Annotated in this window: 25 protein-coding genes and 1 tRNA gene; 14 read left to right on the top strand and 12 right to left on the bottom strand. The window is 65.7% G+C overall.

The features are described from left to right. Nucleotides 1–15: 15 nt before the first annotated feature. Nucleotides 16–102, bottom strand: a tRNA-Leu gene (locus AC2D9V_RS16355). Nucleotides 103–236: 134 nt separating this feature from the next. Here AC2D9V_RS16355 and lipB point away from each other — a divergent pair. From lipB to AC2D9V_RS16330, 5 genes are all read left to right on the top strand, one after another. Next, nucleotides 237–893: a lipoyl(octanoyl) transferase LipB gene (gene lipB / locus AC2D9V_RS16350; protein WP_484715171.1), complete on the top strand. Its 657-nt coding sequence runs from the start codon at nt 237–239 to the stop codon at nt 891–893. Nucleotides 894–1,001: 108 nt separating this feature from the next. Beyond that, nucleotides 1,002–1,415: a c-type cytochrome gene (locus tag AC2D9V_RS16345; protein ID WP_484715170.1), complete on the top strand. Its 414-nt coding sequence runs from the start codon at nt 1,002–1,004 to the stop codon at nt 1,413–1,415. 204 nt (nt 1,416–1,619) lie between these two features. Beyond that, nucleotides 1,620–3,299 (top strand): cytochrome c oxidase subunit I, encoded by a 1,680-nt coding sequence (ctaD, locus tag AC2D9V_RS16340; RefSeq protein ID WP_484715169.1) that lies wholly within the window; start codon nt 1,620–1,622, stop codon nt 3,297–3,299. Between the two features lie 75 nt (nt 3,300–3,374). Next, nucleotides 3,375–4,325 carry an alpha/beta hydrolase gene (locus tag AC2D9V_RS16335; protein ID WP_484715168.1) on the top strand — a complete coding sequence of 317 codons (951 nt, stop codon included), beginning with the start codon at nt 3,375–3,377 and terminating at the stop codon, nt 4,323–4,325. Between the two features lie 92 nt (nt 4,326–4,417). Continuing rightward, a complete protein-coding gene (locus tag AC2D9V_RS16330; RefSeq protein WP_484715167.1) occupies nt 4,418–4,903 on the top strand; it encodes a DUF2244 domain-containing protein in 486 nt (161 codons plus the stop codon). An 8-nt stretch (nt 4,904–4,911) separates the two neighbouring features. Here the strand turns inward: AC2D9V_RS16330 and AC2D9V_RS16325 are convergent, their stop codons facing one another. After that, entirely contained in the window at nt 4,912–5,370 is a 459-nt protein-coding gene (locus AC2D9V_RS16325; protein WP_484715166.1) for a GatB/YqeY domain-containing protein, read from the bottom strand. A gap of 178 nt (nt 5,371–5,548) precedes the next feature. Here AC2D9V_RS16325 and carA point away from each other — a divergent pair, with 178 nt between their 5' ends. Beyond that, the gene (gene carA, locus AC2D9V_RS16320; protein WP_484715165.1) at nt 5,549–6,703 is read left to right on the top strand and encodes a glutamine-hydrolyzing carbamoyl-phosphate synthase small subunit; all 1,155 of its coding nucleotides are present in this window, start codon (nt 5,549–5,551) and stop codon (nt 6,701–6,703) included. 69 nt (nt 6,704–6,772) lie between these two features. Further along, entirely contained in the window at nt 6,773–8,692 is a 1,920-nt protein-coding gene (locus AC2D9V_RS16315; protein WP_484715164.1) for a glycosyltransferase, read from the top strand. On the opposite strand, the gene AC2D9V_RS16310 is transcribed toward AC2D9V_RS16315, so the two are convergent. Then, nucleotides 8,657–9,292: a GntR family transcriptional regulator gene (locus AC2D9V_RS16310; protein WP_484715163.1), complete on the bottom strand. Its 636-nt coding sequence runs from the start codon at nt 9,290–9,292 to the stop codon at nt 8,657–8,659. The genes AC2D9V_RS16315 and AC2D9V_RS16310 overlap by 36 nt on opposite strands. 99 nt (nt 9,293–9,391) lie before the next feature. Between AC2D9V_RS16310 and AC2D9V_RS16305 the strand changes: the two genes are divergently transcribed. The 4 genes from AC2D9V_RS16305 to AC2D9V_RS16290 all read left to right on the top strand — a co-directional run bounded on the left by AC2D9V_RS16305 (nt 9,392) and on the right by AC2D9V_RS16290 (nt 12,151). Further along, the gene (locus AC2D9V_RS16305) at nt 9,392–10,039 is read left to right on the top strand and encodes a pyrimidine 5'-nucleotidase (RefSeq protein ID WP_484715162.1); all 648 of its coding nucleotides are present in this window, start codon (nt 9,392–9,394) and stop codon (nt 10,037–10,039) included. Nucleotides 10,040–10,107: 68 nt separating this feature from the next. Next, entirely contained in the window at nt 10,108–10,353 is a 246-nt protein-coding gene (locus tag AC2D9V_RS16300; protein ID WP_484715161.1) for a hypothetical protein, read from the top strand. A 77-nt stretch (nt 10,354–10,430) separates the two neighbouring features. Continuing rightward, on the top strand, nt 10,431–11,642 hold the full coding sequence (locus AC2D9V_RS16295; protein ID WP_484715160.1) for a UbiH/UbiF family hydroxylase: 1,212 nt from the start codon (nt 10,431–10,433) through the stop codon (nt 11,640–11,642). A gap of 260 nt (nt 11,643–11,902) precedes the next feature. After that, nucleotides 11,903–12,151, top strand: a complete 249-nt coding sequence (locus AC2D9V_RS16290; RefSeq protein WP_484715159.1) for a hypothetical protein — start codon at nt 11,903–11,905, stop codon at nt 12,149–12,151. A gap of 74 nt (nt 12,152–12,225) precedes the next feature. Here AC2D9V_RS16290 and AC2D9V_RS16285 read toward each other — a convergent pair whose 3' ends face one another. The 4 genes from AC2D9V_RS16285 to AC2D9V_RS16270 form a co-directional block, all read right to left on the bottom strand. Further along, on the bottom strand, nt 12,226–13,350 hold the full coding sequence (locus tag AC2D9V_RS16285; protein ID WP_484715158.1) for an aminotransferase class V-fold PLP-dependent enzyme: 1,125 nt from the start codon (nt 13,348–13,350) through the stop codon (nt 12,226–12,228). A gap of 2 nt (nt 13,351–13,352) precedes the next feature. Further along, nucleotides 13,353–14,456, bottom strand: a complete 1,104-nt coding sequence (locus AC2D9V_RS16280; RefSeq protein WP_484715157.1) for a mandelate racemase/muconate lactonizing enzyme family protein — start codon at nt 14,454–14,456, stop codon at nt 13,353–13,355. Between the two features lie 96 nt (nt 14,457–14,552). Then, nucleotides 14,553–15,035, bottom strand: a complete 483-nt coding sequence (locus AC2D9V_RS16275; RefSeq protein WP_484715156.1) for an Lrp/AsnC family transcriptional regulator — start codon at nt 15,033–15,035, stop codon at nt 14,553–14,555. Beyond that, nucleotides 15,032–15,490, bottom strand: coding sequence for an Lrp/AsnC family transcriptional regulator (locus tag AC2D9V_RS16270; protein ID WP_484715155.1), 459 nt, complete (start codon nt 15,488–15,490; stop codon nt 15,032–15,034). The genes AC2D9V_RS16275 and AC2D9V_RS16270 overlap by 4 nt, the downstream gene beginning before the upstream one ends. Before the next feature lie 128 nt (nt 15,491–15,618). Here AC2D9V_RS16270 and ilvC point away from each other — a divergent pair, with 128 nt between their 5' ends. The 3 genes from ilvC to AC2D9V_RS16255 all read left to right on the top strand — a co-directional run bounded on the left by ilvC (nt 15,619) and on the right by AC2D9V_RS16255 (nt 19,136). Beyond that, nucleotides 15,619–16,641, top strand: a complete 1,023-nt coding sequence (gene ilvC / locus AC2D9V_RS16265) for a ketol-acid reductoisomerase (RefSeq protein WP_484715154.1) — start codon at nt 15,619–15,621, stop codon at nt 16,639–16,641. 193 nt (nt 16,642–16,834) lie between these two features. After that, nucleotides 16,835–18,211 (top strand): DUF3300 domain-containing protein, encoded by a 1,377-nt coding sequence (locus tag AC2D9V_RS16260; protein ID WP_484715153.1) that lies wholly within the window; start codon nt 16,835–16,837, stop codon nt 18,209–18,211. A gap of 13 nt (nt 18,212–18,224) precedes the next feature. Continuing rightward, the gene (locus tag AC2D9V_RS16255; RefSeq protein WP_484715152.1) at nt 18,225–19,136 is read left to right on the top strand and encodes a DUF2950 domain-containing protein; all 912 of its coding nucleotides are present in this window, start codon (nt 18,225–18,227) and stop codon (nt 19,134–19,136) included. Between the two features lie 26 nt (nt 19,137–19,162). Here the strand turns inward: AC2D9V_RS16255 and glmM are convergent, their stop codons facing one another. The 5 genes from glmM to AC2D9V_RS16230 all read right to left on the bottom strand — a co-directional run bounded on the left by glmM (nt 19,163) and on the right by AC2D9V_RS16230 (nt 25,948). Further along, nucleotides 19,163–20,533 carry a phosphoglucosamine mutase gene (gene glmM / locus AC2D9V_RS16250; protein WP_484715151.1) on the bottom strand — a complete coding sequence of 457 codons (1,371 nt, stop codon included), beginning with the start codon at nt 20,531–20,533 and terminating at the stop codon, nt 19,163–19,165. Next, complete coding sequence (gene folP, locus AC2D9V_RS16245; RefSeq protein ID WP_484715150.1) at nt 20,530–21,552, bottom strand: dihydropteroate synthase; 1,023 nt, start codon at nt 21,550–21,552, stop codon at nt 20,530–20,532. Before folP ends, glmM begins: the two co-directional genes overlap by 4 nt. 45 nt (nt 21,553–21,597) lie before the next feature. Further along, entirely contained in the window at nt 21,598–22,494 is an 897-nt protein-coding gene (locus tag AC2D9V_RS16240; protein ID WP_484715149.1) for a dihydroneopterin aldolase, read from the bottom strand. Between the two features lie 90 nt (nt 22,495–22,584). Beyond that, entirely contained in the window at nt 22,585–23,211 is a 627-nt protein-coding gene (locus tag AC2D9V_RS16235) for a cell wall hydrolase (protein WP_484715148.1), read from the bottom strand. Between the two features lie 190 nt (nt 23,212–23,401). Continuing rightward, on the bottom strand, nt 23,402–25,948 hold the full coding sequence (locus AC2D9V_RS16230; protein WP_484715147.1) for a putative PEP-binding protein: 2,547 nt from the start codon (nt 25,946–25,948) through the stop codon (nt 23,402–23,404). Nucleotides 25,949–26,006: the final 58 nt, after the last annotated feature.

The raw sequence follows: 26,006 nt of genomic DNA, 5'->3' as shown, positions 1-26,006 counted from the left end.
TCCGGAAGACCGGCCTGGTGCGGATGAAAAGACTCGAACTTTCACTCCGGTTAAGGAACAGCGACCTCAACGCTGCGCGTCTACCAATTCCGCCACATCCGCATGGGGCCAAACCTTGGACGCCCGCTATCTAGCGGCAGTCGCGCGGGAAGGGAAGGCCCATTTTCGCGTCCGGTTTCCGGCGTGGCGCGCGGCCTCTCGCCCCCATCGGCGGGCCGGGCTATAGAAGGCGCATCATGGTGGACTGGATCCATATCCCGGGGCTTGCCCCCTACCCCGAGACGCTTGCCGCAATGGAGCGCCACGTCGCCGCCATGAACGAGGGCCGTGCGGGCGAGGCGATCTGGCTGCTGGAGCATCCGCCGCTTTACACCGCCGGCACCAGCGCGAGGCCCGCCGACCTTGTCGATCCGGACCGGTTTCCCGTCTATCCGGTGGGACGCGGGGGCCAGTATACCTATCACGGGCCGGGACAGCGGGTGATCTACTGCATGCTGGACGTGAAGGCCCGGGGCGGCGACGTCCGCTGCTTTGTCCGTGACCTTGAACGCTGGGTGATCGCCACCTTGGCCGAGTTCAATGTCAGGGGCGAGATCCGCGACGGCCGGGTCGGCGTCTGGGTCGAGCGGCCCGACCGGCCGGGACCTGACGGGCGCCCGACCGAGGACAAGATCGCAGCGATCGGCATCAAGCTCCGGCGCTGGGTCAGTTTCCACGGCATATCGATCAACGTGGAACCCGACCTGAGCCATTTCGCCGGCATCGTCCCCTGCGGCATCCGCGAACACGGGGTGACGAGCCTGGTCGACCTGGGCCTGCCGGTGACGATGGCCGACCTTGACGCCGCCCTGATGGCGAAGTTCGAGGGCGCCTTCGTCCGGACCTGCGGCTAGGAGGCGGGGTCTGCGGCCACGTTGCTATTGCATATCAGGCCCCCCCTCGCCCATGTTTGCGGTGGGAAAGCGCAAGGTTTGCGGCTTTCCGAAGTGAATGAGGACATCATGACCAAGTACATCCTTCTCGCCGCCACCGCCGCCCTGATGGCGGGCCCTGCACTTGCGGGCGACCCTGCGGCCGGGGAGGCAGAGTTCAGGAAGTGCAAGGCCTGCCATTCGGTGATCGCCCCCGACGGGACCGAGATCCAGAAGGGCGGGCGCACCGGACCGAACCTTTACGGCATCATCGGCCGGGCCGTTGCCTCGGACCCCGACCATTCCTCCTACGGCGAATCGCTTGCCGCACTTGGCGCCACCGGCGCGGTCTGGGACGCAGCCAGCTTTGCCGCCTATGTGGCCGATCCCGCAGCCTACCTGAAATCGGCCCTGGGTGACGACAGCGCAAAGTCGAAGATGTCCTTCAAGCTCGCGTCGGGGGCCGAGGATATCGCCGCCTATCTCATCTCGGTCTCGCAGTAACGGTTTCACCCGGTCTCCTCCGACGCGGCTGCCACGGGCGGCCGCGTTCGCCGTGACGGAGTGATGAATCCGACGGCTGCGGCAAAGTCGGACATTGCGGCCTCACGATGGCGCGGGTAAAGACGGGTCACAAGGGAACCGAGCGTGCCGTCAAGCGCTGAGCTTGCAGGTGCGTACAGTGAAGACCAATAACGGGAGCAGCCAATGGCAGACGCAGCCATCCACGGCCACGATCATCACAAGCCGAACTTCTTTGTCCGCTGGTTCATGTCGACGAACCACAAGGACATCGGGATCCTCTATCTCTTCTCGGGCGGCATCGTCGGGCTGATCTCGGTCATCTTCACCGTCTACATGCGGATGGAGCTGATGCATCCGGGCGTGCAGTACATGTGCCAGGAGGGCATGCGCTTTGTGGCCGACGCCGCGGCGACCTGCACCCCGAACGGCCATGTCTGGAACGTGACCGTCACCGCGCACGGCATCCTGATGATGTTCTTCGTGGTCATCCCGGCCCTTTTCGGCGGCTTCGGCAACTATTTCATGCCGTTGCAGATCGGTGCGCCGGACATGGCCTTCCCGCGGATGAACAACCTGTCGTTCTGGCTGTACATCGCCGGGACCTCGCTGGCCGTGGCCTCGCTTTTCGCCCCCGGTGGCGGTGGCGACCTTGGCACCGGCGCGGGCGTGGGCTGGGTGCTTTACCCGCCGCTGTCGACCACCGCCGAGGGCGGCTATGCGATGGACCTCGCGATCTTCGCGGTGCACCTGTCGGGCGCCTCGTCGATCCTTGGTGCGATCAACATGATCACGACCTTCCTGAACATGCGCGCCCCGGGCATGACGCTGCACAAGGTGCCGCTGTTCGCCTGGTCAATCTTCGTGACCGCCTGGCTGATCCTGCTGGCGCTTCCGGTGCTGGCCGGTGCCATCACCATGCTGCTGACCGACCGGAATTTCGGGACCACCTTCTTCACGCCCTCGGGCGGCGGTGACCCGGTTCTCTACCAGCACATCCTGTGGTTCTTCGGCCACCCGGAAGTCTACATCATCATCCTGCCGGCCTTCGGCATCATCTCCCACGTCATCGCGACCTTCAGTCGCAAGCCGATCTTCGGCTACCTGCCGATGGTCTATGCAATGGTGGCGATCGGGGTCCTTGGGTTCGTCGTCTGGGCGCACCACATGTACACCGCCGGGATGAGCCTGACGCAGCAGAGCTACTTCATGCTGGCGACGATGGTCATCGCCGTGCCGACCGGCATCAAGGTATTCAGCTGGATCGCCACGATGTGGGGCGGGTCGGTGACCTTTGAAACTCCGATGCTCTGGGCTTTCGGGTTCCTGTTCCTGTTCACCGTGGGCGGTGTCACGGGCATCGTCCTCAGCCAGGCTGCCGTCGACCGTGCCTATCACGACACCTACTACGTCGTGGCGCACTTCCACTACGTGATGTCGCTGGGCGCGGTCTTCGGCATCTTCGCCGGCGTCTACTTCTGGATGGGCAAGATGTCGGGCCGGCAGTATCCGGAATGGGCGGGCAAGCTGCACTTCTGGATGATGTTCATCGGCTCGAACCTGACCTTCTTCCCGCAGCACTTCCTGGGCCGCCAGGGCATGCCGCGCCGCTACATCGACTATCCTGAGGCTTTCGCCTACTGGAACTGGTTCTCCTCGATCGGCGCCTTCATCGCCTTTGCGTCCTTCGTGTTCTTTATCGGGATCGTGCTTTATACCCTGCTCGCCGGGCGTCGCGTGACCGAGAACAACTACTGGAACGAATACGCTGACACGCTGGAATGGACCCTGCCCTCGCCGCCGCCCGAACACACGTTCGAGCAGCTGCCGAAGCGTGAGGATTGGGACAAGTCGCACGCGCATTGAGCGTGCTGATCTGAGGGGGCCCCGGGCGGAACATCCCGGGGCCCCTTCCCATTTCCGGTTCCTGGGAGTCTTCCGATGCGCGTCGTCCTGTTCCTTGCGTTCGTCGCGTTGTTCGCGCTGGGCGGCTATCTTGCCCTGACGGGCTGGTTCCTGGCCAAGACGGTTGCCGGAACGCTTGCGCTTGGTCCGCTGGCCACCGCGATTGCTCAGGCCGACCCGCCAGAGGATCCTCTTGTCGTGGGCTACGTCGGCTCGCCGATGGAAGCGCTTGGCTTGCCCTTCGAGACGATCACTCTTGAGACGACGCTGGGGCCGGTCGAGGCCTGGCTGGTGCCGGCCGCGGGGACGGAAGCCGGCCGCGCCATCTATGTCCACGGCATCGCCGGCCGGCGCGAGAACGGGTATCGCCAGTTGTCGATCCTGCATGAGAGGGGCTGGACGGTCCTTCTGACCACCTATCGCAATCACGGCGGGGCGCCGCAGTCGGAAGAGGGTCGCTATGCCTTCGGCCTGACGGAATGGCCGGACCTCGAAGCTGCGGTGGCCTGGTTTGCCCCCGAGCCGGGCGGGCCGGGCCTGCTGGTCGCAGCCGACTCGATGGGGGCCGCCGTTCTGGGCCAGTTCCTCGCGCGAAGCCCGCTGGCGGACCGGGTCGAGGCGATTGCGCTGGACAGCCCTGCAGTCAGTTTTTCGGCGGTAACGCGCCAATTGGCCAGGGTCAACGGATCCTTCCTGGGTGGGGCAGTTGCCTGGACCGCCGGGCGTCTGGTTCCAAGGCTGACCGGCCTGCCACTGTCCGAAGCCGAGGTTGCAGGGGTCTTCACCGCCTTTCCCGGTCCCCTCTTCATTGCCCACGGCACCCAGGACAGCATCGTTCCGTTTGCCCCGTCCGAGGCGCTTGCGGCGGAGCGCAGCGCGCCAACCGCGACACTCTGGACCGGTGCCGACCATCTTGGCTCTTTCGCCGAGGACCCCGCGGCCTACCGCGAGGCGCTTTCGGCCTTCCTTGCCAGCCTGGGCCGCTGATGCCGGATGGATCGGGTCTGTGCCGGCCCGATGGCCTTGCCTGCGACAGCCCGACGCTTTCCTTCGCTCTGCCATAGCCTAGACTTCACGCCATGCCCTACGAATGGCTTTCTTCTGATGACACCGAGTATCGGCTGCACGCATGGCCGCATCGGTCGCTTACCCAACGCGGCTTTGTCTGGTTCCTGGGGATCACTGCCTTCCTGATCGCCCTGCCGATGCTCGCCGTCCTGGGAAGCCCGGTCGTCTGGGCGCTGATGCCCTTCATGGTCGCGACCGTGGCCGCGATCTGGCTTGCCCTTCGCAAGAATGGCAGGGATCGCAGCATCGTGGAGGAGTTGGTCATCACCCCGACCCGGGTAACGCTTGCGCGGCATGGTCCGGGGGGTCGCAAGCAGGAATGGGAGGCCAATCCCCATTGGCTGCGCGTCACCCTGCATGAGGAAGGCGGACCGGTTCCGAACTACCTAACGCTCAAGGCCAAGGGCCGCGAGGTGGAACTCGGGGCCTTTCTGTCGGAAGAGGAACGCATGGCACTGCACGGCGAGGTGAAGGAAGCGCTCCACTCATTACGGTAGGTTGCCCCTTAGCCGAGCCGTGCCTTCACCAGAGCGCCCACCGCGCCGAAATCCATCTGGCCGGTGTGGCGCGCCTTCAGGGCTGCCATGACCTTGCCCACGTCGCGGATGCTGGTCGCCCCGGTTTCAGCGACAGCTGCATCGATGGCAGCGGCCACTTCGTCGGGTGAAAGCTGGCGCGGCAGGAATTCCTGGATGACGGTGATTTCCTCGAGTTCCTTCTCGGCAAGTTCCAGCCGTCCGCCCTCTTCATAAGCCTTGGCAGACTCCTGGCGCTGTTTCACCATCTTGCCCATGATCTGCAGGATTTCGGCCTCGCCCACCTCGCCTGCGTCGGTCTCGCCACGTGTGGCGATCTCGCGATCCTTGATGGCGGCGTTGATCAGGCGCAACGTCGAAAGACGCGCGGCATCCTTGGCCTTCATGGCCTCTTTCAAGGCCGTCTGCAGACGGTCGCGCAGCAGCATGAAATGGTTTTCCCCAGTTTCCCCAGATCGGCACAATACTCTGATCCGCAGGTGACCGCAACCGGGGGTTCTTTTCCTAAGATGTTGACATTGCTTCATAATCCTTTTTCCCTGCGGCCTTGACCCGCTGCCATCCACCCCTTAGGTTCGCGCCAATTTGCCCTCAGGAGAGTCGCCCATGCCCGCGCCGCGCGATGCTACCGCCTGCCTCGCCCTTGCTGACGGCACGATCATCTATGGCAAGGGCTTCGGCGCCGTGGGCGAAACGGTGGCGGAACTCGTCTTCAACACCGCGATGACCGGCTATCAGGAGATCATGACCGACCCCTCCTACGCGGGACAGGTGGTGACCTTTACCTTCCCGCATGTCGGCAATGTGGGCGTCACGCCCGAGGATGACGAGACGGCACGGCCTGTCGCCGCCGGGATGGTGGTGAAATGGGACCCCACCGAACCCTCGAACTGGCGTGCGACCGGTGAGCTGACCGACTGGCTAACGCAGATCGGGCGGATCGGGATGGGCGGGGTCGACACCCGCCGCCTGACCCGGGCGATCCGCCAGCAGGGCGCGCCGCATGTGGCCCTTGCCCATGACCTCGAAGGCCGGTTCGACATCGAGCGGCTGGTCGCCAAGGCGCGGGCCTGGAAGGGCCTCGTGGGCCTTGACCTCGCCAAGGATGTGACCTGCGCACAGAGCTACCGCTGGGACGAAATGCGTTGGGCCTGGCCCGCGGGCTATCAGCGGCGCGAAGGGCCGGGGCTGCGCGTCGTCGCGATCGACTACGGGGCCAAGCGCAACATCCTGCGCTGCCTGGCCTCGGTCGGCTGCGAGGTGACCGTCCTTCCCGCCACCGCCACGGCGGAAGAGGTGCTGGCCCATGACCCGGAAGGCGTATTCCTGTCGAACGGCCCCGGCGATCCGGCAGCGACCGGCGCTTATGCCGTGCCGATGATCCAGGGTGTGCTGGCGAAAGACCTGCCGCTCTTCGGCATCTGCCTAGGCCACCAGATGCTTGCCTTGGCGCTGGGGGCCAAGACGCGCAAGATGAACCACGGCCACCACGGGGCAAACCATCCGGTGAAGGACCTGACCACCGGCAAGGTCGAGATCACCTCGATGAACCACGGCTTCACGGTGGATGCCGACACCCTGCCGAAAGGCGTGGCCGAAACGCATGTCAGTCTTTTCGACGGCACGAACTGCGGGATCGCGGTCACCGGCAAGCCGGTCTTCTCGGTCCAGTACCACCCCGAGGCGAGCCCCGGGCCGCAGGACAGCTTCTACCTTTTCGAACGGTTCGCCGCTGAAATGCAGGCGCGCCGCCCGGCCTGATCCGGTCGCCTTAACCACCTGTTAACCCTGCCTGCGCATGCTTTCTCCTGCGGTCAAACCGGAGGGGGAATGCAGTCGAAGGCAGGCCAGCAGGACTGTACCGCGCCGCAGCGACCTGTCGCGCGGCGCCGTCCTGTCGCAGCCGCACTTCTGCGCAGCGGCCGGGTCACCTCTGACGAGATACTTCAGGCGCTGGCCCATCACGGCCGGGAAGCCGCCCGTTTGCCCGAAGTGCTGCGCGCGCGCGGCTTTGTCGACGAGGACTCGCTGCTGGAGGCAGAGGCGCAGGCCTGGGGACTGCGGCAAGTCCGCATCGCGGAAGTGCTGCCAGATCCCCGCCTGATCGACGCCCTTGGGGCCGAGATGTGCCTGCGCCACGGCCTTGTGCCGTGGCGGCGGGTGGGAGATGTCACCGTGATCGCGCTGTCCCGACCCGAAACCTTCGCAGAACTTCGTCCCCAACTGGAGGCGCGGCTTGGCCCGGTCTGCGCCGGCCTCGCCCCGGCGCGCGACATCGTCGGTGCCATACACGCGCTGCGCGGTGACGAGCTTGCCCGCGCGGCAGAGTTCCGCGTTCCCTCCGGCGAAAGCTGCCGCAACTGGCCCCGTCTGACCAAGGCACCGAAAGTGATCACCTGTCTGGTCCTGCTGGCGATCCTGCTGCTTGTGGCACCCGTCGCCACGGGTCTGGTTCTGCTGGTCTTCTCGTTGCTTTCCCTGCTCGCTCTCGTTGCACTGAAGTTCGCGGCCACGATTGCCGCGCTCTCGGGGCAGTCGTTCAGGCCGGCCACCGATCCCGCCCCGGATGATCCGACCGTGTCGATCATCGTGGCGCTGTATCGGGAAAGCGACATTGCAGGCCGTCTGGTCCGCCGCCTTGCGCGCCTCGATTACCCCGAACATCTTCTCGACGTTATCCTCGCCGTTGAGGCCGGCGACCAGATGACGAGAGAGGCGCTTGATGCGGCAGAACTGCCCCCCTGGATGCGGATCATCATCGTGCCGGAGGGCGAGGTCAGAACCAAGCCGCGCGCGCTGAACCACGCGCTTGACCATGCCTGGGGCGCGATCGTCGGTATCTATGACGCCGAGGATGCGCCAGAATCGGACCAGATCCGCCAAGTGGTGGCGCGCTTCCGCTCCGCCGGCCCGAAAGTGGCCTGTTTGCAAGGGGTGCTGGACTATTACAACCCGCGCACGAACTGGCTCTCACGGTGCTTCACCATCGAATATGCGGGGTGGTTCCGGCTGATCCTTCCCGGCATCGCCCGGCTGGGGCTGGTGGTGCCGCTTGGCGGTACGACACTGTTCTTTCGCCGCAGGATTCTGGACCGACTGGGTGGGTGGGACGCACATAACGTGACCGAAGATGCCGATCTGGGTGTTCGCCTCGCGCGGCACGGCTACCGGACCGAACTGATCAATACCGTCACCATGGAAGAAGCGAACTGTCGAACGCTGCCCTGGATCAAGCAGAGGTCACGCTGGATCAAGGGCTACATCATGACCTGGGCCGTCCACATGCGCGACCCGGGGCTTCTGTGGTGTCAGCTTGGTCCCCGCGCCTTCATCGGGTTCCAGGTCATGTTCCTTGGCACCATCGCCCAGTTCCTGCTGGCACCGCTGATGTGGTCGCTTCTCCTCGTGCCCTTTGGCTTTGATCATCCGCTTCTGACGATGCTTCCGCCCGCGGCCTTCTGGGCGCTGCTGGCCGCTTTTCTTCTGTCCGAGGCTGCGAACCTTACCGTCGGGATCGTCGGCATCCGGCGGACTGGCCATAGGCTTTCGGCCTGGTGGGTGCCGACCATGAAGCTTTACTTCCCGCTGGCAACCGTCGCCGCCTACAAGGCCGTCCTCGAACTGGTGACGAAGCCATTCTACTGGGACAAGACCACGCATGGGCTTTTCGACCATGTGGCCGATCCGGTACCGGCAATTGCGCGGAAAGCAGTGCTAGCGCAGCCGAAGCTCGCCCGCCTCGACCCTTAGCCGGGTCTCGAAGGCACGGCTGATGTGCATCTTCAGCGCCTGATAGGCGGCCTCGCCGTCACCCGCCTCGATGGCCGCAACGATCTGGTCGTGTTCGACCAGCGCCACCTCGTCACGCCCTTCGGCGGCGAAGGAGGTGTTCGCCATCAGCGCCATCGACCGATGCACGAGGTCAAGCTGCTGGACGAGGAAGCGGTTGTGGCTGGCGAGGTGGATCTGCTTGTGAAACCGCTTGTTCGCCCGGCTGAGCTGGCGCGGATCGCCGCCCAGCAGCGCGCGGTCCTCTGCCACCATGCTGCGCAGGACCCGCACCTCTTCCGGTGTGGCATGACGGGCGGCAAGCCGGGCGGCGAGGCCCTCAAGCTCGGTCCGGACGGTGTAGAGATCGGCAAGCTGGTTGTGGTCAAGACTGGCCACGATCAGGCTGCGCCCGTCCCGCGTCAGCATCGCCTGGGTTTCCAGCCGCTGCAGCGCCTCGCGCACCGGGGTGCGGCTTACGCCCAGCCGTTCGGCCAGTTCGCTTTCGACCAGGCGATCGCCGGGCTTGTAATCACCCGCCTCGATCGCCTCGAGGATCAGCGTATAGGCATCTTTCTGCACCGGCTTTGGCCCCCGTTATGCGCGTTGCCGGACCCTACCGCCTCTCGCGACCCGCAATCAACCCTTCCCAAGGCTGGCAGGCCGGGCTAGATCCCGCGCATGCCGAAGGAAGCCTTCAACCGCGTCACGACCTGGGTCTTTGACCTCGACAACACGCTTTACCCGCCGCACATGCGCCTTTTCGACCAGATCGAGGTCAGGATGACCGACTGGGTGATGCGCGCCTTGCAGGTGGACCGGGCGCGGGCCGACCATCTGCGCGCGCATTACTGGGCCACCTATGGCACCACCCTGGCCGGCCTGATGGCCGAGCATGACGTCGAACCCGGCCCCTACCTGAACGAGGTGCATGACATCGACTTCAGCGTGCTGGCCCCCGATCCCGCCCTGTCCGACGCCATCGCCGCCCTGCCCGGACGCAAGATCGTCTACACCAACGCGTGCCAGCCCTATGCCGAACGGGTGATTGCCGCGCGGGGGCTTTCCGGCCGGTTCGACGCGGTCTACGGCGTCGAACATGCGCGCTTTCACCCCAAGCCCGCGGCCGAGGCCTTTGCCACTGTGTTTGGCCTTGACGGGCTTGACCCGACCTCTGCCGCGATGTTCGAGGATGACAGCCGCAACCTGCTGGTGCCACATGCGCTGGGGATGCAGACCGTCCATGTCGCCCCCGCAGCTCAGCCTGCGCCGCACATCCATCACCACACGAGCGACCTTGCCGCCTTCCTTGCAGGCCTGGTGGAGTGACGGAACGTCACAGCCCCTGACCTTTCGCCAAGCACGCCCTATCTCCTCGAAAACCGCAGGAGACGACGATGACCGCCACAGCGACCGCCTACATCCCTTCGCCCGCCGGCCGCGTGCTGCGCGCCCTTCCTGTGATCGGCCGTGTCGTCCGCGAGATCGAGCGCGAGATCGACACCGTCTATTACCTGATCGTCATCCTTCTGACCGCTCTGGTCCTCGCCGTACAGGCCTGGGGCCTTGCGGCGCTGGTGGTGACGGCGGTTGCCTTTGTGCCGGTGATGTTCGTGCTGCTGATCTGGATCACGCTGCCCTGACGAACGGTCGCGGGACAAGCTGTCCTCTGGTCCTTTCCGCACCGGCGGCCTAAGCTTTGCTGGCAGAGGTGGGTCAGATGCGTGAGACAGCGGATATCCTGATTTCTGGTGGTGGTGTCGCAGGCCTTTCGGCTGCGGCAGCACTTGGTTCGGCCGGGTTTCGGGTGATCTGTGTCGATCCGACGCCCCCCGTGACCGATGCCGCGGATGACGGGGCGGACCTTCGCACGACGGCATTCCTGCGGCCCTCGATCCGGGTTCTGAGCGAGGCCGGTCTCTGGGACCGGCTGGCCCCTCATGCGGCGCCCCTGCAGGTGATGCGGATCATCGACGCCGGCGGAGCCGAGCCGGTGGCGCGCCTCATAAAGGACTTCGATGCCGCCGAGATTTCGGACCAGCCGTTCGGGTGGAACCTGCCGAACTGGCTGCTCCGGCGCGAAATGGTGGCACGGCTTGGCGAGCTGCCGCTTGTGAGCTTCCGGCCCGGGGTCGGTTTCGCCCGGATGCTGGTGCGCGACTCCGCCGCCCTGGTGACGCTGACCGATGGCACGCAGGTCACCGCCAGGCTTGTCGTCGGCGCAGATGGTCGCAACTCGCCCGTGCGCGAAGCCGTCGGGATCGGCGCACGGACCTATCGCTACGGCCAGAAGGCGCTGGCCTTCGCCGTAGGCCACGACCTGCCGCATGAGAATGTCTCGACCGAGGTTCATCGTTCGGGCGGGCCATTCACTCTGGTTCCCCTGCCCGACCGCGATGGCCGCCCCGCCTCGGCCGTGGTCTGGATGGAGACGGGGCCTGAGATCGCGCGCCTGGTCGGCCTTCCCGTCCCTGATTTCGAAGCCGAGATGACGGCACGGTCCTCCGGCGTCCTTGGCCCGTTGACACTGCTGACCCGGCGGTCGGTCTGGCCGATCATCAGCCAGATCGCCGACCGGATGGCTGCCACGCGCACCGTCCTTCTGGCCGAGGCCGCGCATGTCGTGCCCCCCATCGGCGCGCAGGGGCTGAACATGAGCCTGGCGGACCTGACCTGTCTTCTGGACCTTGCCGCACAGCATCGCGACGATCCCGGCGTTTCTGCGGTGACCGACGCCTACCATAAGCGGCGGCACCTTGAGGTGCAGGCCCGGGTGACCGGCATTGACATCCTGAACCGGGCGTCGATGGCCGGCGCCCAGCCCTTGCGTGACCTGCGGATGCAGGCGCTCGGGCTGCTCTACTCCGCTGCCCCGGTGCGCCAGACTTTGATGCGGGCGGGGCTTGGCGTAGGTCTTCGGACATTGCGGTGAAGCAGATTTGTGCACTTCTGCACAGTGCTGTCTCAAGCGGACCATGCGGACGGATCCCGGACCGACTTCGTGAGCAAAAGCGCGGCAGTTTTCACGTTTCTCCGTGAGAATTCCGGGATTTCGCGCACAAGACCCACGACCGGTCACATTCCGGCGAAGCGCAGCGAGCAAGGCGTGATTTTCCTTTCCGCACGCCAAGACCCATCTTCGCTCTACCGCCCAACGCAAAGGGCGCCAAAACAAAATCAAAGGGTTACATCATGAAACATCTGCTTCTCGCCTCTGCCTTGGTCGCCGTATCCGGCTTTGCCGCCATCGCCCAAGAGGCCCCGGTTCCCCTGTCGGCCGCGCTGACGGCGAAGATCCTGACGCTGGTTCCCGATGCGGACCTGTCCAACCTGACCAACGCCCAATACGCGCAGCTGGTCAGCCTCTTCTCGAACTCGGAGAACCTCAGCTCGGGCGCGAATCCGGCTGGTGCGGTCAAGGCGATCATTGGCGCCCAGTGATTTCCGACCTTACAGGTCAGAAACGCACAGACCGTAACGCGCAGGCCGGAGAGTTCCTCTCCGGCCTGTTCGCTTTACATCACGGCGTCGACGGCCCGCTTCAGCCGGGCCACGGTCGCGTCCACATCCTTCAGCTTGTCGAGGCCGAAGAGTCCCAGCCGGAAGGTGCGGAACTCCGGTCCCTCACCCACCTGAAGCGGTACGCCGGCGGCGATCTGCACGCCTTCCGCCCGGAACTTCGCGCCATTCTGGATCTCGGGCTCCGTGGTGTAGCTGACGACCACGCCCGGCGCCTGGAAGCCCTCGGCCGCCACTGAAGGCGCGCCCTTTTCGGCCATCATCCCGCGCACCGCCCGCCCCAGCGCCCATTGCGCGGCCTTGGCTTCGGCAAAGCCCATCGCCTTCGTCTCGACCATCGCGTCGCGGAAGCCCATGATCGCATCGGTTGGCATCGTCGCATGATAGGCATGGCCGCCCTTTTCATAGGCCTCCATGATCGCGCGCCACTTCTTCAGGTCCACGGCAAAGCTGTTCGACGTGGTCTCGGCCAGCCGCGCCTCGGCCCGGGGACTCATCACCACCACCCCGGCGGAGGGAGAGGCCGACCAGCCTTTCTGCGGGGCCGAGATCAGCACGTCGACTCCGGTGGCCTCCATATCCACCCAGATGCACCCGCTTGCGATGCAGTCGAGCACCATCAGCGCCCCCACCTCATGCGCGGCGGCGGCCATCCGGGTGATGTAATCGTCCGGCAGGATGATCCCGGCGCTGGTCTCGACATGGGGCGCAAAGACCGCGTCGGGCCGCACCTCACGGATCTTCGCCACAACTTCGTCGATCGGCGGGGGCGCATAGGGGGCCTGGGCGTGGTTCCCTTGCTGGCGCGCCATCACCACGGTCGTCTCGGTCGCAAAGCCACCGGCGTCGAAGATCTGCGTCCAGCGGAAACTGAACCAGCCGTTCCGGACGATCAGCACCCGGCCCTGCCCGAACTGGCGCGCGACCGCCTCCATCGCATAGGTTCCGCCGCCGGGGACAAGCGCCACGGCGCTGCCCCTGTAGACCTCCTTCAGCATGCCCGAGACTTCGCGCATCGCCTGCTGGAAACGGGCCGACATGTGGTTGAGGCTGCGGTCGGTGAAGACGACCGAGAATTCCTCCAGCCCCTCGGGGTCGATATGGGCGTGCAATCCGGGCATTCTCAGGTCCTTTCCGAAACGCGGTGGCGGGCGCGGGCCAGCCAGTCGGGGTTGATCTCGATACCCCAGCCGGGGGCGTCGGTGACAGTGGCATGGCCGTCCTCGATCCGGTAGGGATCACCGAGGAACAGGCCGTCCTGCCAAGGGTAGTAATCTAATCCCTCGATCGAGAATTCCAGATACTTCCCGGCATTCGGGATCGCGCGCAAGAGGTGCATCGTGCACATCGTGACCAGGCCAAGGTTCGCCGCATGGGGCGTGATCGGCAGGCCTGCCTTCTCGCCCATCCGGCAGACCTCCAGCGTCCGGCAGATGCCGCCAAGGTACATGATGTCGGGCTGCAGGATGTCGACCGCCTTGTGCTCGATGGCCAACTGCCAGGCGGTCAACTCGCAATCCTGCTCGCCCCCGGCCACATCGAGCGACAGGGCCGCGCGGACCTCGGCGGTCTGGTCGACCTCCCAGTAGGGACAGGGTTCCTCGAAATGGCCGATGCCGTGGTCTTCCAGCATCCGGCCAACTGCGATGGCGCGCGCGGGCGAATAGCAGGAATTGCCATCAACCAGTTTCTCAACTCCATCGCCGAGTGCCTTGGAAACAATGGGAATAACTGCTTCTGTCCGCCCCGGCCATTCGTCCCGGTCGCGACCGCATTCCGCGCCGACACGCCATTTGAAGGCGTCAAAGCCGAAGGTGTCCCGCAGCTTGACGAAACGCGCGGCCTCATCCTCGGGCGTGATGTCGCGCTTCATCGAACTGGCGTAGGCCCGCACCTTGCCGGGCGACCCACCCAGCAGCGTCACAACCGGCTTTCCCGCAACTTTGCCCCGCAGGTCCCAGACCGCAGTGTCGAGCCCAGCCTGTGCCCGGCGAAGGTAACTGCCGGGGAACTTGTGCTCGCGCTCGTAGATCAGGCGCAACGTGTCCTCAAGGTCGGCGACCCCGGTTCCCAGTGCATGCGGGGCAATCTGGCGATGGAAGACCTCGGCGGTCAGGTCGGCCTGATAGGTTGAGGTCTGTCCCCAGCCCACATCGCCCGTGTCGGCCGTCACCTTCACAAAGCAGACGAAGGGCGTGTCGAAGGTTTCCAGCTTTGCGATCTTCATGGCTTCTCTCTGGCTGCTTGTCGTGCGACTTCGTCTTCTCCTCGCGACGAGCGCATGAAATGCGACGAGGAGCAGCCCGACCCTACCCGGCGACAATCACCGTTTCCCGACCGTTTCCGCCACTCCCAAGGGTCCGGGGCGACGTTCTTCGGTCAGAAGGACATTCGCCTCGACGTTGCCCACGCCCGGCAAGGTCATGATCCGTCGGCGCAGGACGCGTTCGAAATCCGCGATGTCGCGGGCGACCACCCGCAGGCGATAGTCGAAAAGCCCCAGCACGTGCTGCACCACCTGAACTTCGGGGATCGCCTGCACCGCGCGTTCGAAGTCTTCAAGGCTGACCCGCCCCTTCGTGGCAAGCTTCACCCCCAGGAACACCGTCACCCCGAACCCCAGCTTCTCACGGTCAACCTCTACCGCAAGGCCCTTCAGTACCCCCGCCTCTTCCAGCCGACGGGCGCGCCGCCAAGTCGCCGGTTGCGACAGGCCCAACCGACGGCCTAGCTCACCCGCCGAAAGCGTGCCGTCGGCCACCAGCTCCCGCAGGATTGCCCGGTCGATGTCATCCAGATCAATCACAGCGGCATCCCCCCGGTTTCCTTGATCGTCGACACCAGCATCAGCGCCTCGACCTCGGCGATATGGGGCAGCGTGAGGATGCGGTCGCGGTAGATCCCGGTCCAATGGCTCATGTCGCGGGCGATCACGTTCAGGCGCACGTCAACCCGGCCAAGGAAGGTCTCGATGGCGATGACCTCCGGCACCTCGCGCGCGGCCGCGATGAATTCGTCGAAGGCCCGGGGGTTGGTCTTGTCGAGCGTGAAGCGCAGGCTGACCTCGACCTCATACCCCATGGCCCGCCAGTCGATGAGCGCCCCTTCCGCCCGGATCACGCCGCCCGCGCGCAACCGGTCGAGCCGCCGCCACAGCGTGGCAGGTGTGACCCCGGCGCGGGCCGCGAGTGCCGCGCGCTCCAGCCCCGGCTCGGCCAGCCAGTACCGAAGGATACGCCGATCGGTATCATCGAGTTTCATGATATTTTCGGAACAACGTGACTTCGTGCATGAGTTTTCGCAGAAAACTCGTCCAGCGTCAAAGATTGCACAAGTTGCAGCGCAGAATTGCCTACCTTGCCGCCATCAACACCAATGGAGGACGCCCGATGCGCGTTTACTACGACCGCGACTGCGATGTGAACCTGATCAAGGACAAGAAGGTCGCCATTCTCGGCTATGGCTCCCAGGGCCACGCCCATGCGCTGAACCTGCGCGATTCCGGTGCGAAGAACGTCGTCGTGGCGTTGCGCCCGGGTTCGCCCTCGGCGAAGAAGGCCGAAGGTGAGGGCCTCAAGGTCATGGGCATCGCCGAGGCTGCCGCCTGGTGCGACCTGATCATGTTCACCATGCCCGACGAGCTTCAGGCCGCAACCTACAAGCAGTATGTCCACGACAACCTGCGCGAAGGCGCCGCCATCGCCTTCGCTCACGGCCTGAACGTGCACTTCGGCCTGATCGAGCCGAAGAAAGGCGTCGACGTCATCATGATGGCCCCCAAGGGCCCCGGCCACACCGTCCGTGGCGAATACACCAAGGGCGGCGGCGTCCCCTGCCTCGTGGCCGTCCACCAGGATGCGACCGGCAAGGCGATGGAAATCGGCCTTTCTTACTGCTCGGCCATCGGCGGCGGGCGTTCGGGGATCATCGAGACCAACTTCCGTCAGGAATGCGAAACCGACCTCTTCGGTGAACAGGCGGTCCTCTGCGGCGGCCTGGTTGAGCTGATCCGCATGGGCTTCGAGACGCTGGTCGAAGCGGGCTATGAGCCGGAAATGGCCTATTTCGAGTGCCTGCACGAAGTAAAGCTGATCGTGGACCTGATCTACGAAGGCGGCATCGCCAACATGAACTACTCGATCTCGAATACCGCCGAATACGGCGAGTATGTCTCCGGCCCGCGCATCCTGCCTTACGCTGAGACGAAGGCCCGGATGAAGGCGGTCCTGACCGACATCCAGACCGGCAAGTTCGTCCGCGATTTCATGCAGGAAAACGCCGTCGGCCAGCCCTTCTTCAAGGCGACCCGCCGGATCAACGACGAGCACCAGATCGAGAAAGTCGGCGAGAAGCTGCGCGCCATGATGCCCTGGATCGCCAAGGGCAAGATGGTCGACCGCGCGCGGAACTGACCTGCGCCCGTCAAGCGAATCCGGAATGTCGGGCCGGGGGAGCAATCCTCCGGTCCGATCTCATTCAGCCCGCCCGGCCAAAGCACGACAGCAAACGCGGTTCTGCCGACAGCGCATAAGCAGAAGGTCCTATTCACCTTGGAAGGAGAGTTGCTAGCATGCGTTTACCTTTCGGCACCCAGCGAGGATCACGATGCGAACCGCAACCGGCATGACGCTGATGGCCCTCCTTCTGGGCACAACCCTTGCCTTCCCTCCCGCCGTGCTGGCGCAAGAGGCGACGGCAGCGCCGGAGGAAGCGACCGCAGGCGCATCGGTCTTCTCTGCCGAGGACCTCGACACCATGATGGCGCCGGTCGCGCTTTATCCCGATCCGCTTCTTGCCCAGGTCCTGATGGCCTCGACCTATCCGGTCGATGTGCTGAAGGCTGACCGGTTCCTTCTCAAGAACGCGGGGCTTGACGACAAGGCCCGCAGCGCGCTTGTCGCCGAACAGGACTGGGCGGACCCGGTCAAGGAACTTGCGGCCGGGTTTCCTGAACTCGTCTCGCGCATGGCCGAGCACATGGACTGGACCGAACAGACCGGCAATGCGGTGATCGCCCAGACCGATGACGTGCTGGCCTCGCTGCAGCGGCTGCGGGCGCAGGCCAAGCTGAACGGCTACCTTGAAGACAACGAGGCGATGACGGTCGAGGAAGACCCGGAAAGCGGCAGCATCACCATCAGCTCGGCCAACCCCGAGGTGGTCTATGTGCCGCAGTATACCGAAACGGTCTACACCCAGCCCGCGCCGGCCACTCCCATCTACGTCACAGACGAGAACGACTGGGACGACTATCTCGCCACCGGCGCGATCATCTGGGGCAGCGCCGTCATCATCGACGAGATCTTTGACGATGACGACTGGGACGACGACTGGAACCACTGGTACGGCGGGAATGGCGGCGGCAACAGCATCGACTGGGACGGCGACATCAACATCGACAACGGCATCAACATCGGGAACGGGAACGGCAACGACATTGGCGGCGGGATCGACATCGGCAACGGTATCGGCAACGGCGGGATCGGCAATGGCGGGATTGGCAACGGCAACGGCGGTCTGGGCAACTTTGAACGCCCGACGACCCTTCCGGCAACCCTGCCCGGTCGGCTGGGCGATGTCGACTCGGACCGCCTGAGCAACAGGAAAGATGGCAGCTTCAAGCCATCCGATGCCAGCCGCGACGCCGCGCGCGAAAAGATCGCTAAGGCCAAGGTCAATCGGGGCACGGGAGGCGGGGTCGCGACACTGCCCGCCGTGACAGGGAAGGCCGATCTGGGGAAGGTCAACAAGTCTGCCAAGCCTTCGGTCAAGCTGCCCCAGGTCTCGAAACCGACCAACAAGGCGGCAAAGCCCGCCAACACAATACCGAAGTCGATTGCCAAGCCGAAGAAACCCGCCGCTGCCAAAGGCAATCTCAACGTCTCGAAAAAGAAGGCCGCGCCGGTCTATCTTCCCTCGTCGGGGAACCGGGCAGGTGCGGCCTCGCTGCGCGGCAACAAGAGCCTGAAGGGGAACCGCTGAGATGGCACGCTTCATGAAACCGCTCCCATCTGCGCTTGCTGCCCTGTTTGTCTCGACAGGCATGGTCCTGGCCGAACCGGCCATCTTCGCCTCGCCCGAAGCCGCGTCCAAAGCCTTGGTCGCGGCCCTGCAGGCTCAGGACCGCGCTGCCTTGCTCACGATCTTCGGGCCAGAGTCGGAAGACCTGATCAGTTCCGGCGATGCCGACGAAGACGCCGAGGCCCGCGAACGCTTCCTTGCCGAATTTGGCACGGAGCACCAGATCGTGACTGCGGGAGACAACCGCGCCGAACTTCACATCGGCCGCACGCTCTGGCCCTTCCCCGTGGCGATGACGAAATCCGAGGCAGGCTGGAGCTTCGACGTCGAAGGCTCGCGCGAGGAAATCCTGGCGCGGCGGATCGGGATGAACGAGCTCGACGTGATCGCACTCATGGAGCGCGCGGTCGAGGTTCAGGCGGCATTCCGGCAGGTCGATTATGACGGCGACGGCGTGATGGAGTTCGCTTCCTCGATCCTTTCCACCCCCGGCCAGCGCGACGGTCTTTACTGGCCGCCCGAGGAAGGCACGCCCGAAAGCCCGATCGGCGCCTTCATGGCCCAGGCCGCCGCCGACGGGGTAAGCATCGATGGCGTGGACCAGGCCCCGGTGCCATTTCTGGGCTACTTCTTCCGCATCCTGACCCGGCAGGGCGAAGCCGCCCCCGGTGGCGCCTATGACTACATGGTCAACGGCAACATGGTCTCGGGCCACGCGCTTCTCGCCTATCCTGCCGAACCGGGCCAGTCCGGCGTGATGAGCTTCATGATGGGCGAAAGCGGCCAGATCTACGAGGCCAACCTCGGCGAGGCGACGCTTGATGTCGCCGGCGCGATCGACAGCTTCAACCCCGGCGAAGGCTGGACGAAGCTGGACTCGGAATAACGGCGGCCTGTCGCCCGGGCTGCCGGTCAGGCAGTCCGGGAAGCCGAGCCGGATTGCAGAGAGCTGCGAACCGCTTCGACAATACCGTCGACGATCTCGGCCAGAAGGTCCTCGTCCTCGCATTCCGCCATGACCCGCACGAGGGGCTCGGTCCCGGATTTGCGGATCAGGAGCCGGCCCTTGCCGGCGATCCTTTCCTCGCTGGCGCGGATGACGTCCTGCACCGCCTCGGCCTCCAGGGGCCTTGCGCCGTCGGTGAAGCGGACGTTCTTCAGAAGCTGCGGCACGGTCTCGAAGCTCCGGGTCAGGTCACTTGCGGCGCGGCCGGTGCGGACCATCTCGGCCAGGAACTGCAGCCCCGCGATCAGCCCGTCGCCGGTGGTGGCATAGTCGGTCATCACGATGTGGCCCGACTGTTCGCCCCCGAGGTTGAAGCCGCCTTCCCGCATCCGTTCCACGACGTAACGGTCGCCGACCGCTGTCCGCTCCAGCCGCAGGCCGCGCGCGGCCAGGAACCGCTCCAGCCCCAGGTTCGACATCACCGTGGCGACCAGCGCGCCCCCGGCAAGGCGTCCTTCCTCGGCCCAACGGGCAGCGAGAAGGGCCATGATCTGATCGCCGTCGGCCACCCGGCCCGTCTCGCCCAGGATCATCACCCGGTCGGCATCGCCGTCGAGACTGATGCCCACATGCGCGCCATGCGCCACGACCGCCTCGGCCGCCGTCTCAGTATGGGTCGATCCGCAGCGGTCGTTGATGTTGGTGCCGTTCGGCGCGACGCCCACCGGGATCACTTCGGCGCCAAGCTCCCACAGAACCTCGGGCGCGCAACGGTAGGCCGCCCCGTTGGCGCAATCGACCACCACTTTCAGCCCGTCCAGCCGCAGGCCCGTCGGGAAGCTGGTCTTGACGAACTCCTGATAGCGTCCCCGCCCGTCCTCGATCCGCTTGGCGCGGCCGATGTTCTCGGGCTTGGCAGGGGTGACCTCGCCTTCCACCATGGCCTCGATCTCGGCCTCGGCCGCGTCACTCAGCTTGAACCCGTCCGGGCCGAAGAACTTGATCCCGTTGTCCTGGTGCGGGTTATGGCTGGCCGAGATCATGACCCCAAGATCGGCGCGCATCGAGCGGGTGAGGTAGCCCACCGCCGGTGTCGGCACGGGTCCAACCAGAAGCACGTTCATGCCGGTCGAGGTCAGCCCCGCCGTCAGCGCGTTTTCCAGCATATAGCCGGAAAGCCGGGTGTCCTTGCCGATCACCACACGATGCGCAGACGACCCGTCACGGCGGAAATACCGCCCGGCGGCAGCCCCCAGCTTAAGCGCGAGTTCCGCCGTCATCGGCCAGCTGTTCGCCCGCCCGCGCACCCCATCGGTCCCGAAAAGCTTGCGCGTCATGCCGGTCCCCCCCCGAGCCCATCCTCCCGCGTCGCCTGCCACAGCCGCAGGGCCTGCCGGGTTTCAGCCACGTCATGCACACGGGTGATCTGGACACCTTGGGCAAAGCCTTCCAGCGCCACGGCCAAAGAACCGGGAACGCGGGCCGCAGGCGCCTCGGCCCCGCCGATCGACCCGATGAACCGCTTCCGCGAGGCGCCCAGCAGGATCGGGCAGCCCAGACCGTGAAACATCGAGATCCGCCGAATCAGGGCGAGGTTGTGTGCCGAGGTCTTGCCGAAGCCGATGCCCGGATCGATCGCGACCCGTGCGCGCGGGATCCCCATCTGTTCGGCCCAGATCAGGCGGGCCTCCAGATCGTCATAGACGTCCAGCAGCACATCGGCATAACGCGGGTCATCCTGCATCGTCTGCGGCGTGCCCTTCGCGTGCATCAGCACCATCGGCACGCCCTGCTGGGCGATGAACGGCCCAAGGGCGGGGTCGAACGCAAGGCCAGAGACATCGTTGACCAGCGTCGCCCCGGCCCGGATCGCCGAAATCGCCACCATCGCCTTCCGCGTGTCGACCGAGATCGGGCCGCGCAGGCCACCGGCCCGCAGCGCCTCGATCACCGGGGCGGTGCGGGCGATCTCGGTCGCGACCGGCACGTCCTGCGCCCCAGGCCGGGTGCTTTCGCCGCCGATGTCCAGGATCTCGGCGGCCTTGGCCATGTACCGGCCATGCGCGACCGCCGCGTCGATCGAGGCGAATTCGCCCCCGTCCGAAAAGCTGTCCGGCGTCACGTTCAGGATGCCCATCAGCCTCGGCCGGTCCATCGACAGGCCGGCGAAATCGGGCCGAGGCGCGGTCAGCCGAAGGAGGACGTCTTGCGGGCAATCCCGGGCCACGATCAGCCGGGGCGGCGCGGTGCGGGACAGGACTTCGACCCGGTCAAACCAGCACCACCCTCCGGCCAAGGTATAGGCCTTGGCCGGGCGGGCCAGATCGGTCATCGCAATCGGTCTGAAATAATCCATCCCATCCGATTGGCCGAAGCCCGCCCGCTTGGCAAGAGGGAAGGCTCAGGCCCGGCTTACCGGGATGCGGCTTCCTGCCGGAACGGCAACATCTCCGTGAACGATCAGCCCCGAGGCGCCCATCGTTTCAGCCAGCCACAGCGCCAGGCTGACCGGCGCGGTCCCCTGCGGCCCGTCGACGGCATCAAGGACCAGCTTTGACGGAGCCCAGACCACCGTCTGCCCGCGCCGCATCGCCCACACGATCTCGGTCCGCGTGGCAACGACGACGCAGCGCGCATCGCGGGCCGCAAGGGTCCAGGCGTTCTGCTCGATGGCCAGAAGGTCGATCCGCCGCTGGGTCGGTTTGTGGCCCGTCACGGGACGCGGCAGGTCGGGAAGGCCCACGGTCAGGATCAGCGGCATCCCGCGTGCCTGCAAGGCGTCGAGCCGCGCCGAAAGATCCGCCGCCGCGATGGCGGCATTGTCCAGGAAGACGACCAGCGGGTGCACCCCGTCATCGACAGCGAGTTGCGGCCGGGCGGCGCGGGACCGGGCAATCTCGACCCCCAGCGCATAGGGCCCCACGTCCAGCTTCTCGATCCGGATGAAGACCCGCATCGCCGCGGCTTCGGCAAGGATCCGGTCGGCCACCCGCTCGGCCAGCGTCTCCAGGAGGTTCAGCCGTTCGGCTGCCAGTTCGGCGGCAATCGCCTCGGTGATCCGGTCATAGCTCAGGATGCGGTCGACATCGTCCATGAGGGGTTCGGTGACCGGCCTGACCTCGACCACGACATTGAAGCGCAGCCGCTGCCGGTGCCCCCGTTCCTTCTGGAAAGCACCGATATCGGCCTCGACGATATGGTCGCGCAGCGAAATGCGGTCACGCGGATCGGTCGAGGCCGAAGCCTCGGCCCGGTCTTCGGGATGGGCGAAGGCAAGCTCGATGTCGGTAGTGGTCATGGCTCGGCCCTTCCGTCTGTCGCGCGCTTCATAGCACGCGGGCGCAGGATACCAAGTGCGCAGGCGGCACCCGGACCCCGCCCGGCGACATCAGCCGCTGAACCCGGCCTTGCGGTAGAAGAGATGCGCACCGATCGTTGTGGTATGGGCATAGCGCCGTGACCAGCTGGGCCGGACCGAGCGGGTGTGGAAATGCGTGGCCCCTTCGGTCAGCAGGCGCGGGGCACCATCCAGCATCGCCCGGGCGATCCGCCCGGCAAGGTCCGCGGCCCCCTTCTCGCGCATCCGGTCGGTGCGGCCGTCGCAGATGTAGGAAAACTGACACCCGCCGCTGCCGCGCTGGCGCACGACGCCGCAGACGGTGCGCGGGTAAAGCGGGCTGTCCACCCGGTTCAGGATGACCTCGGCCACCGCGATCTGGCCTTCCAGGCTTTCGCCACGGGCCTCGAAATAGATCGCCTCGGTCAGGCATTGCCATTCGGCGTTGCCCTCTGGGGTGGGCTGCGCCATCAGCCAGTCCTCCGTCAGACCATCGGTCAGGGCCGAGGCCGACACGGGGGCAAGCGTGTAGGGCGGGATCGAAAGGGAGGCATCGGGGACCATCGCCACGACCGGGGCAAGGGCGGCCGCGAACCGGTCGGCAACCGGCTCGGACCCATCGCCAAGGCCGGTCGCCGCCACGAGCGCAACTGCGCGGGCCACTTGGAAAACGATCATTCTGCACTTCCGTCGTTGTTGTCGTTCCGGCGGAAGTTCCCCCGCCGTGCAAGCAGGCGGCGAGGTAGGGGAAAGCATTTGCTGGGTCTACTACTGTTGCAGAATTACAACTGAATTGGCACTGTGTTCGGCAGAAACTCGCCGAAAAATGAATGCGTCCACCTGAGGAAAATCCGGCAAGCCGCTTATTTTAAACAGTTTTCGCCCTATCGGCGAGTGCTTGGTGCGCCGCTGCGAGTCGGGCCATCGGAACCCGGAACGGCGAGCAGGAAACATAGTCGAACCCGGCATTCCGGCAGAAGGCAATGGACTCCGGGTTGCCACCATGTTCGCCGCAGATCGACAGCGTCAGGTCGGACCTTGTCCGCCGCCCGCGCTCGGCGCCGATGTGCAGAAGCTCGCCCACCCCGTCGACGTCAAGGATATGGAACGGGTCCTCGGGATAGACCCCAAGCCTTACATATGAGTTCATAAAGCGCCCGGCGTCGTCGCGGCTGAGGCCATAGGTCATCTGAGTCAGGTCGTTCGTCCCGAAGGACAGGAAGGCTGCGTGCTGGGCAATCTCGCCCGCGCGAAGGGCGGCGCGCGGGGTTTCGACCATGACCCCCAGCTTGTAGTCGAAATCGGCCCCGGCCCGGGTGCGGACAAGGGCCGCGACCGCATCGATCCGGGTCTTGACCAGTTCCACCTCGCGCCGGGCGCTGACGAGGGGGATCATGATCTCGGGCACCACCGGCGCGCCGCGGCGGGCGCTTTCCAGCGTCGCCTCGAAGATCGCCTGAACCTGCATGTCGTAGATCTCCGGCAGGACGACGCCCAGCCGCACGCCCCGCATGCCCAGCATCGGGTTCACCTCGGTCAGCGCCTCAGCGCGGCGGGTGACTTCCGAGAGTGGGCGGTCCAGCGCCTCGGCAAGGTCCCGCAACCCTTCGCGATCTAGGGGCAGGAATTCGTGCAGCGGCGGGTCGAACAGACGAATGCAGACCGGAAGCCCCTGCATGATTTCAAAGAGTTGCACGAAGTCGGCGCGCTGCATCGGCAAAAGCCGGGTAAGCGCCGCGGCACGGTCGGTCGGCGTGTCGGCGAAGATCATCTCGCGCATCACGATCAGCCGGTCTTCATCGAAGAACATGTGCTCGGTCCGGCAAAGACCGATCCCCTCGGCCTCGAACTTGCGCGCCGTCTCGGCGTCTGCCGGGGTGTCGGCATTGGCGCGCACCCCGATGTCGCGCACCGCGTCGGCCCAGCTCAGAAGCCGGCGGAAGCTGTCGTCGAGCGCGGGGGGCAGCATCTCGGCCGCCCCGGCCAGCGCCTCGCCTTTCGAGCCGTCCAGCGTGACGACATCGCCTTCCCGGAAGACGCGGCCATCGGCGGCGGTCAGCTTCTTGTCGCGCGTGTCCAGCCGCATGTCCGACGCACCCACAACGCAAGGCAGGCCAAGACCCCGCGCGATCACCGCGGCATGGCTGGTCATCCCCCCCCGTTCGGTCAGCACGGCGGCCGAGGAATGCATGCCCCGGATATCCTCGGGCGAGGTTTCGCGGCGCACGAGGATGCAAGGCTCCCCCTTCGAGGCGCTGGCCTGCGCGGCGGAGGACGAGAAGACAAGCCTGCCCGTCGCCGCGCCGGGCGAGGCGGCGATGCCTTTTGCGATCACGTCGCGGGTGCCGCGCGGGTCGACCTGGTGGTGGAGAAGTTCCGACAGCGCCTGCGGCTCGACGCGGAGGATCGCTTCCTCCTTCTCGATCACGCCATCTTCGGCCAGGGCCACGGCGATGCGCAGACCGGCACGGGCCGAGCGTTGCACCTTTACTGCATCAAGAACGGCTAACCTGCCGTCTTCAATGGTGAATTCGATCTGCATCTCTTCCCGCAGCCGCGCCCGGCAGGTGGCACCATGGGCGACGAGAGTGGCGAAGATCTCGGGTGCCACATCCTCCAGCGAAGGGCCGCGCGGGTCGCGGGTGAGGTAGAGCGCTTCGGTCGTCTTCAGGGCATCGCGGCCCTGGCTTTGGCCAAGGTAGCGACCGATGATATGGGGCTGGCCGGTGACCGGGTCGACGAACTGGATCACGCCCGAGCCGGAAATCCCCTGCCCTATCCCTTGTGCCATTTCCTGCACGACAAGGCCCAAAGCCGCTTCATCTGGTGCCCCCTTCGCCTGACGCAGAAGGCGGGCGGAGGTGCCTTCCCAGGCGCGGGCCATGGAGCGGAGGACCTCGGACAGCTGACGGGCGGGGTCTTCGGGGAAGGGTTCGTCGGTCTCGACCTCGTAATGCCGCAAAGCCTCACGCAAGGCCCCCGGACCGGGTTTCAGACCGTCGAAGACATCGGGGTCAAGGCGCGCGACATGGATCGCGTAGGCCTGGATGAAACGGAGGTAGAGGGCATCCGCCGCCGCCTCGCCATGCGTCTCGGCAAGGCGGGCGTGACGCTTGGCGTTGAGGCCAATGTTCAGGATCGTCGCCGGCCCGCCCCAGTCGGGATTGGCGGGCGAAGGGCGCACGGAGATGAGCGGGCCGTCGCCAAAACTGTCAAGGATTCCAATAGCATCCACCCCATGCCCGGCAGCGATGGCGCGGACGGTGGTGGCGGGCATGGCGACGGATTTCGGCACCGGAAGGTCAAGCCGGACGAGGCGCTGCAGGCACTTCGCCCGCCAGCCGTGGCTGGCGGTCGCGATCTGCGCCGAGGGCGAGATCAGGACAAAGTCCGGGATCGGGTCGTGTTTCTGCACTGCAGCACCATGTTCGGGCGCAGAATACGCGGAAACCCCTGTCAATCAAGCGTGACAT

The sequence above is a fragment of the Tabrizicola sp. T46 genome, assembly GCF_057219895.1.
This window is presented reverse-complemented; position numbering and strand designations above follow the sequence as displayed.

Excerpts from the sequence above, each read along its gene's own strand:
- lipB (WP_484715171.1), top strand. The coding sequence starts at position 237 with ATGGTGGACTGGATCCATATCCCGGGGCTTGCCCCCTACCCCGAGACG.
- AC2D9V_RS16345 (WP_484715170.1), top strand. The coding sequence starts at position 1,002 with ATGACCAAGTACATCCTTCTCGCCGCCACCGCCGCCCTGATGGCGGGC.
- ctaD (WP_484715169.1), top strand. The coding sequence starts at position 1,620 with ATGGCAGACGCAGCCATCCACGGCCACGATCATCACAAGCCGAACTTC.
- AC2D9V_RS16335 (WP_484715168.1), top strand. The coding sequence starts at position 3,375 with ATGCGCGTCGTCCTGTTCCTTGCGTTCGTCGCGTTGTTCGCGCTGGGC.
- AC2D9V_RS16330 (WP_484715167.1), top strand. The coding sequence starts at position 4,418 with ATGCCCTACGAATGGCTTTCTTCTGATGACACCGAGTATCGGCTGCAC.
- AC2D9V_RS16325 (WP_484715166.1), bottom strand. The coding sequence starts at position 5,370 with ATGCTGCTGCGCGACCGTCTGCAGACGGCCTTGAAAGAGGCCATGAAG.
- carA (WP_484715165.1), top strand. The coding sequence starts at position 5,549 with ATGCCCGCGCCGCGCGATGCTACCGCCTGCCTCGCCCTTGCTGACGGC.
- AC2D9V_RS16315 (WP_484715164.1), top strand. The coding sequence starts at position 6,773 with ATGCAGTCGAAGGCAGGCCAGCAGGACTGTACCGCGCCGCAGCGACCT.
- AC2D9V_RS16305 (WP_484715162.1), top strand. The coding sequence starts at position 9,392 with ATGCCGAAGGAAGCCTTCAACCGCGTCACGACCTGGGTCTTTGACCTC.
- AC2D9V_RS16300 (WP_484715161.1), top strand. The coding sequence starts at position 10,108 with ATGACCGCCACAGCGACCGCCTACATCCCTTCGCCCGCCGGCCGCGTG.
- AC2D9V_RS16295 (WP_484715160.1), top strand. The coding sequence starts at position 10,431 with ATGCGTGAGACAGCGGATATCCTGATTTCTGGTGGTGGTGTCGCAGGC.
- AC2D9V_RS16290 (WP_484715159.1), top strand. The coding sequence starts at position 11,903 with ATGAAACATCTGCTTCTCGCCTCTGCCTTGGTCGCCGTATCCGGCTTT.
- AC2D9V_RS16285 (WP_484715158.1), bottom strand. The coding sequence starts at position 13,350 with ATGCCCGGATTGCACGCCCATATCGACCCCGAGGGGCTGGAGGAATTC.
- AC2D9V_RS16280 (WP_484715157.1), bottom strand. The coding sequence starts at position 14,456 with ATGAAGATCGCAAAGCTGGAAACCTTCGACACGCCCTTCGTCTGCTTT.
- AC2D9V_RS16270 (WP_484715155.1), bottom strand. The coding sequence starts at position 15,490 with ATGAAACTCGATGATACCGATCGGCGTATCCTTCGGTACTGGCTGGCC.
- ilvC (WP_484715154.1), top strand. The coding sequence starts at position 15,619 with ATGCGCGTTTACTACGACCGCGACTGCGATGTGAACCTGATCAAGGAC.
- AC2D9V_RS16260 (WP_484715153.1), top strand. The coding sequence starts at position 16,835 with ATGCGAACCGCAACCGGCATGACGCTGATGGCCCTCCTTCTGGGCACA.
- AC2D9V_RS16255 (WP_484715152.1), top strand. The coding sequence starts at position 18,225 with ATGAAACCGCTCCCATCTGCGCTTGCTGCCCTGTTTGTCTCGACAGGC.
- glmM (WP_484715151.1), bottom strand. The coding sequence starts at position 20,533 with ATGACGCGCAAGCTTTTCGGGACCGATGGGGTGCGCGGGCGGGCGAAC.
- folP (WP_484715150.1), bottom strand. The coding sequence starts at position 21,552 with ATGGATTATTTCAGACCGATTGCGATGACCGATCTGGCCCGCCCGGCC.
- AC2D9V_RS16240 (WP_484715149.1), bottom strand. The coding sequence starts at position 22,494 with ATGACCACTACCGACATCGAGCTTGCCTTCGCCCATCCCGAAGACCGG.
- AC2D9V_RS16235 (WP_484715148.1), bottom strand. The coding sequence starts at position 23,211 with ATGATCGTTTTCCAAGTGGCCCGCGCAGTTGCGCTCGTGGCGGCGACC.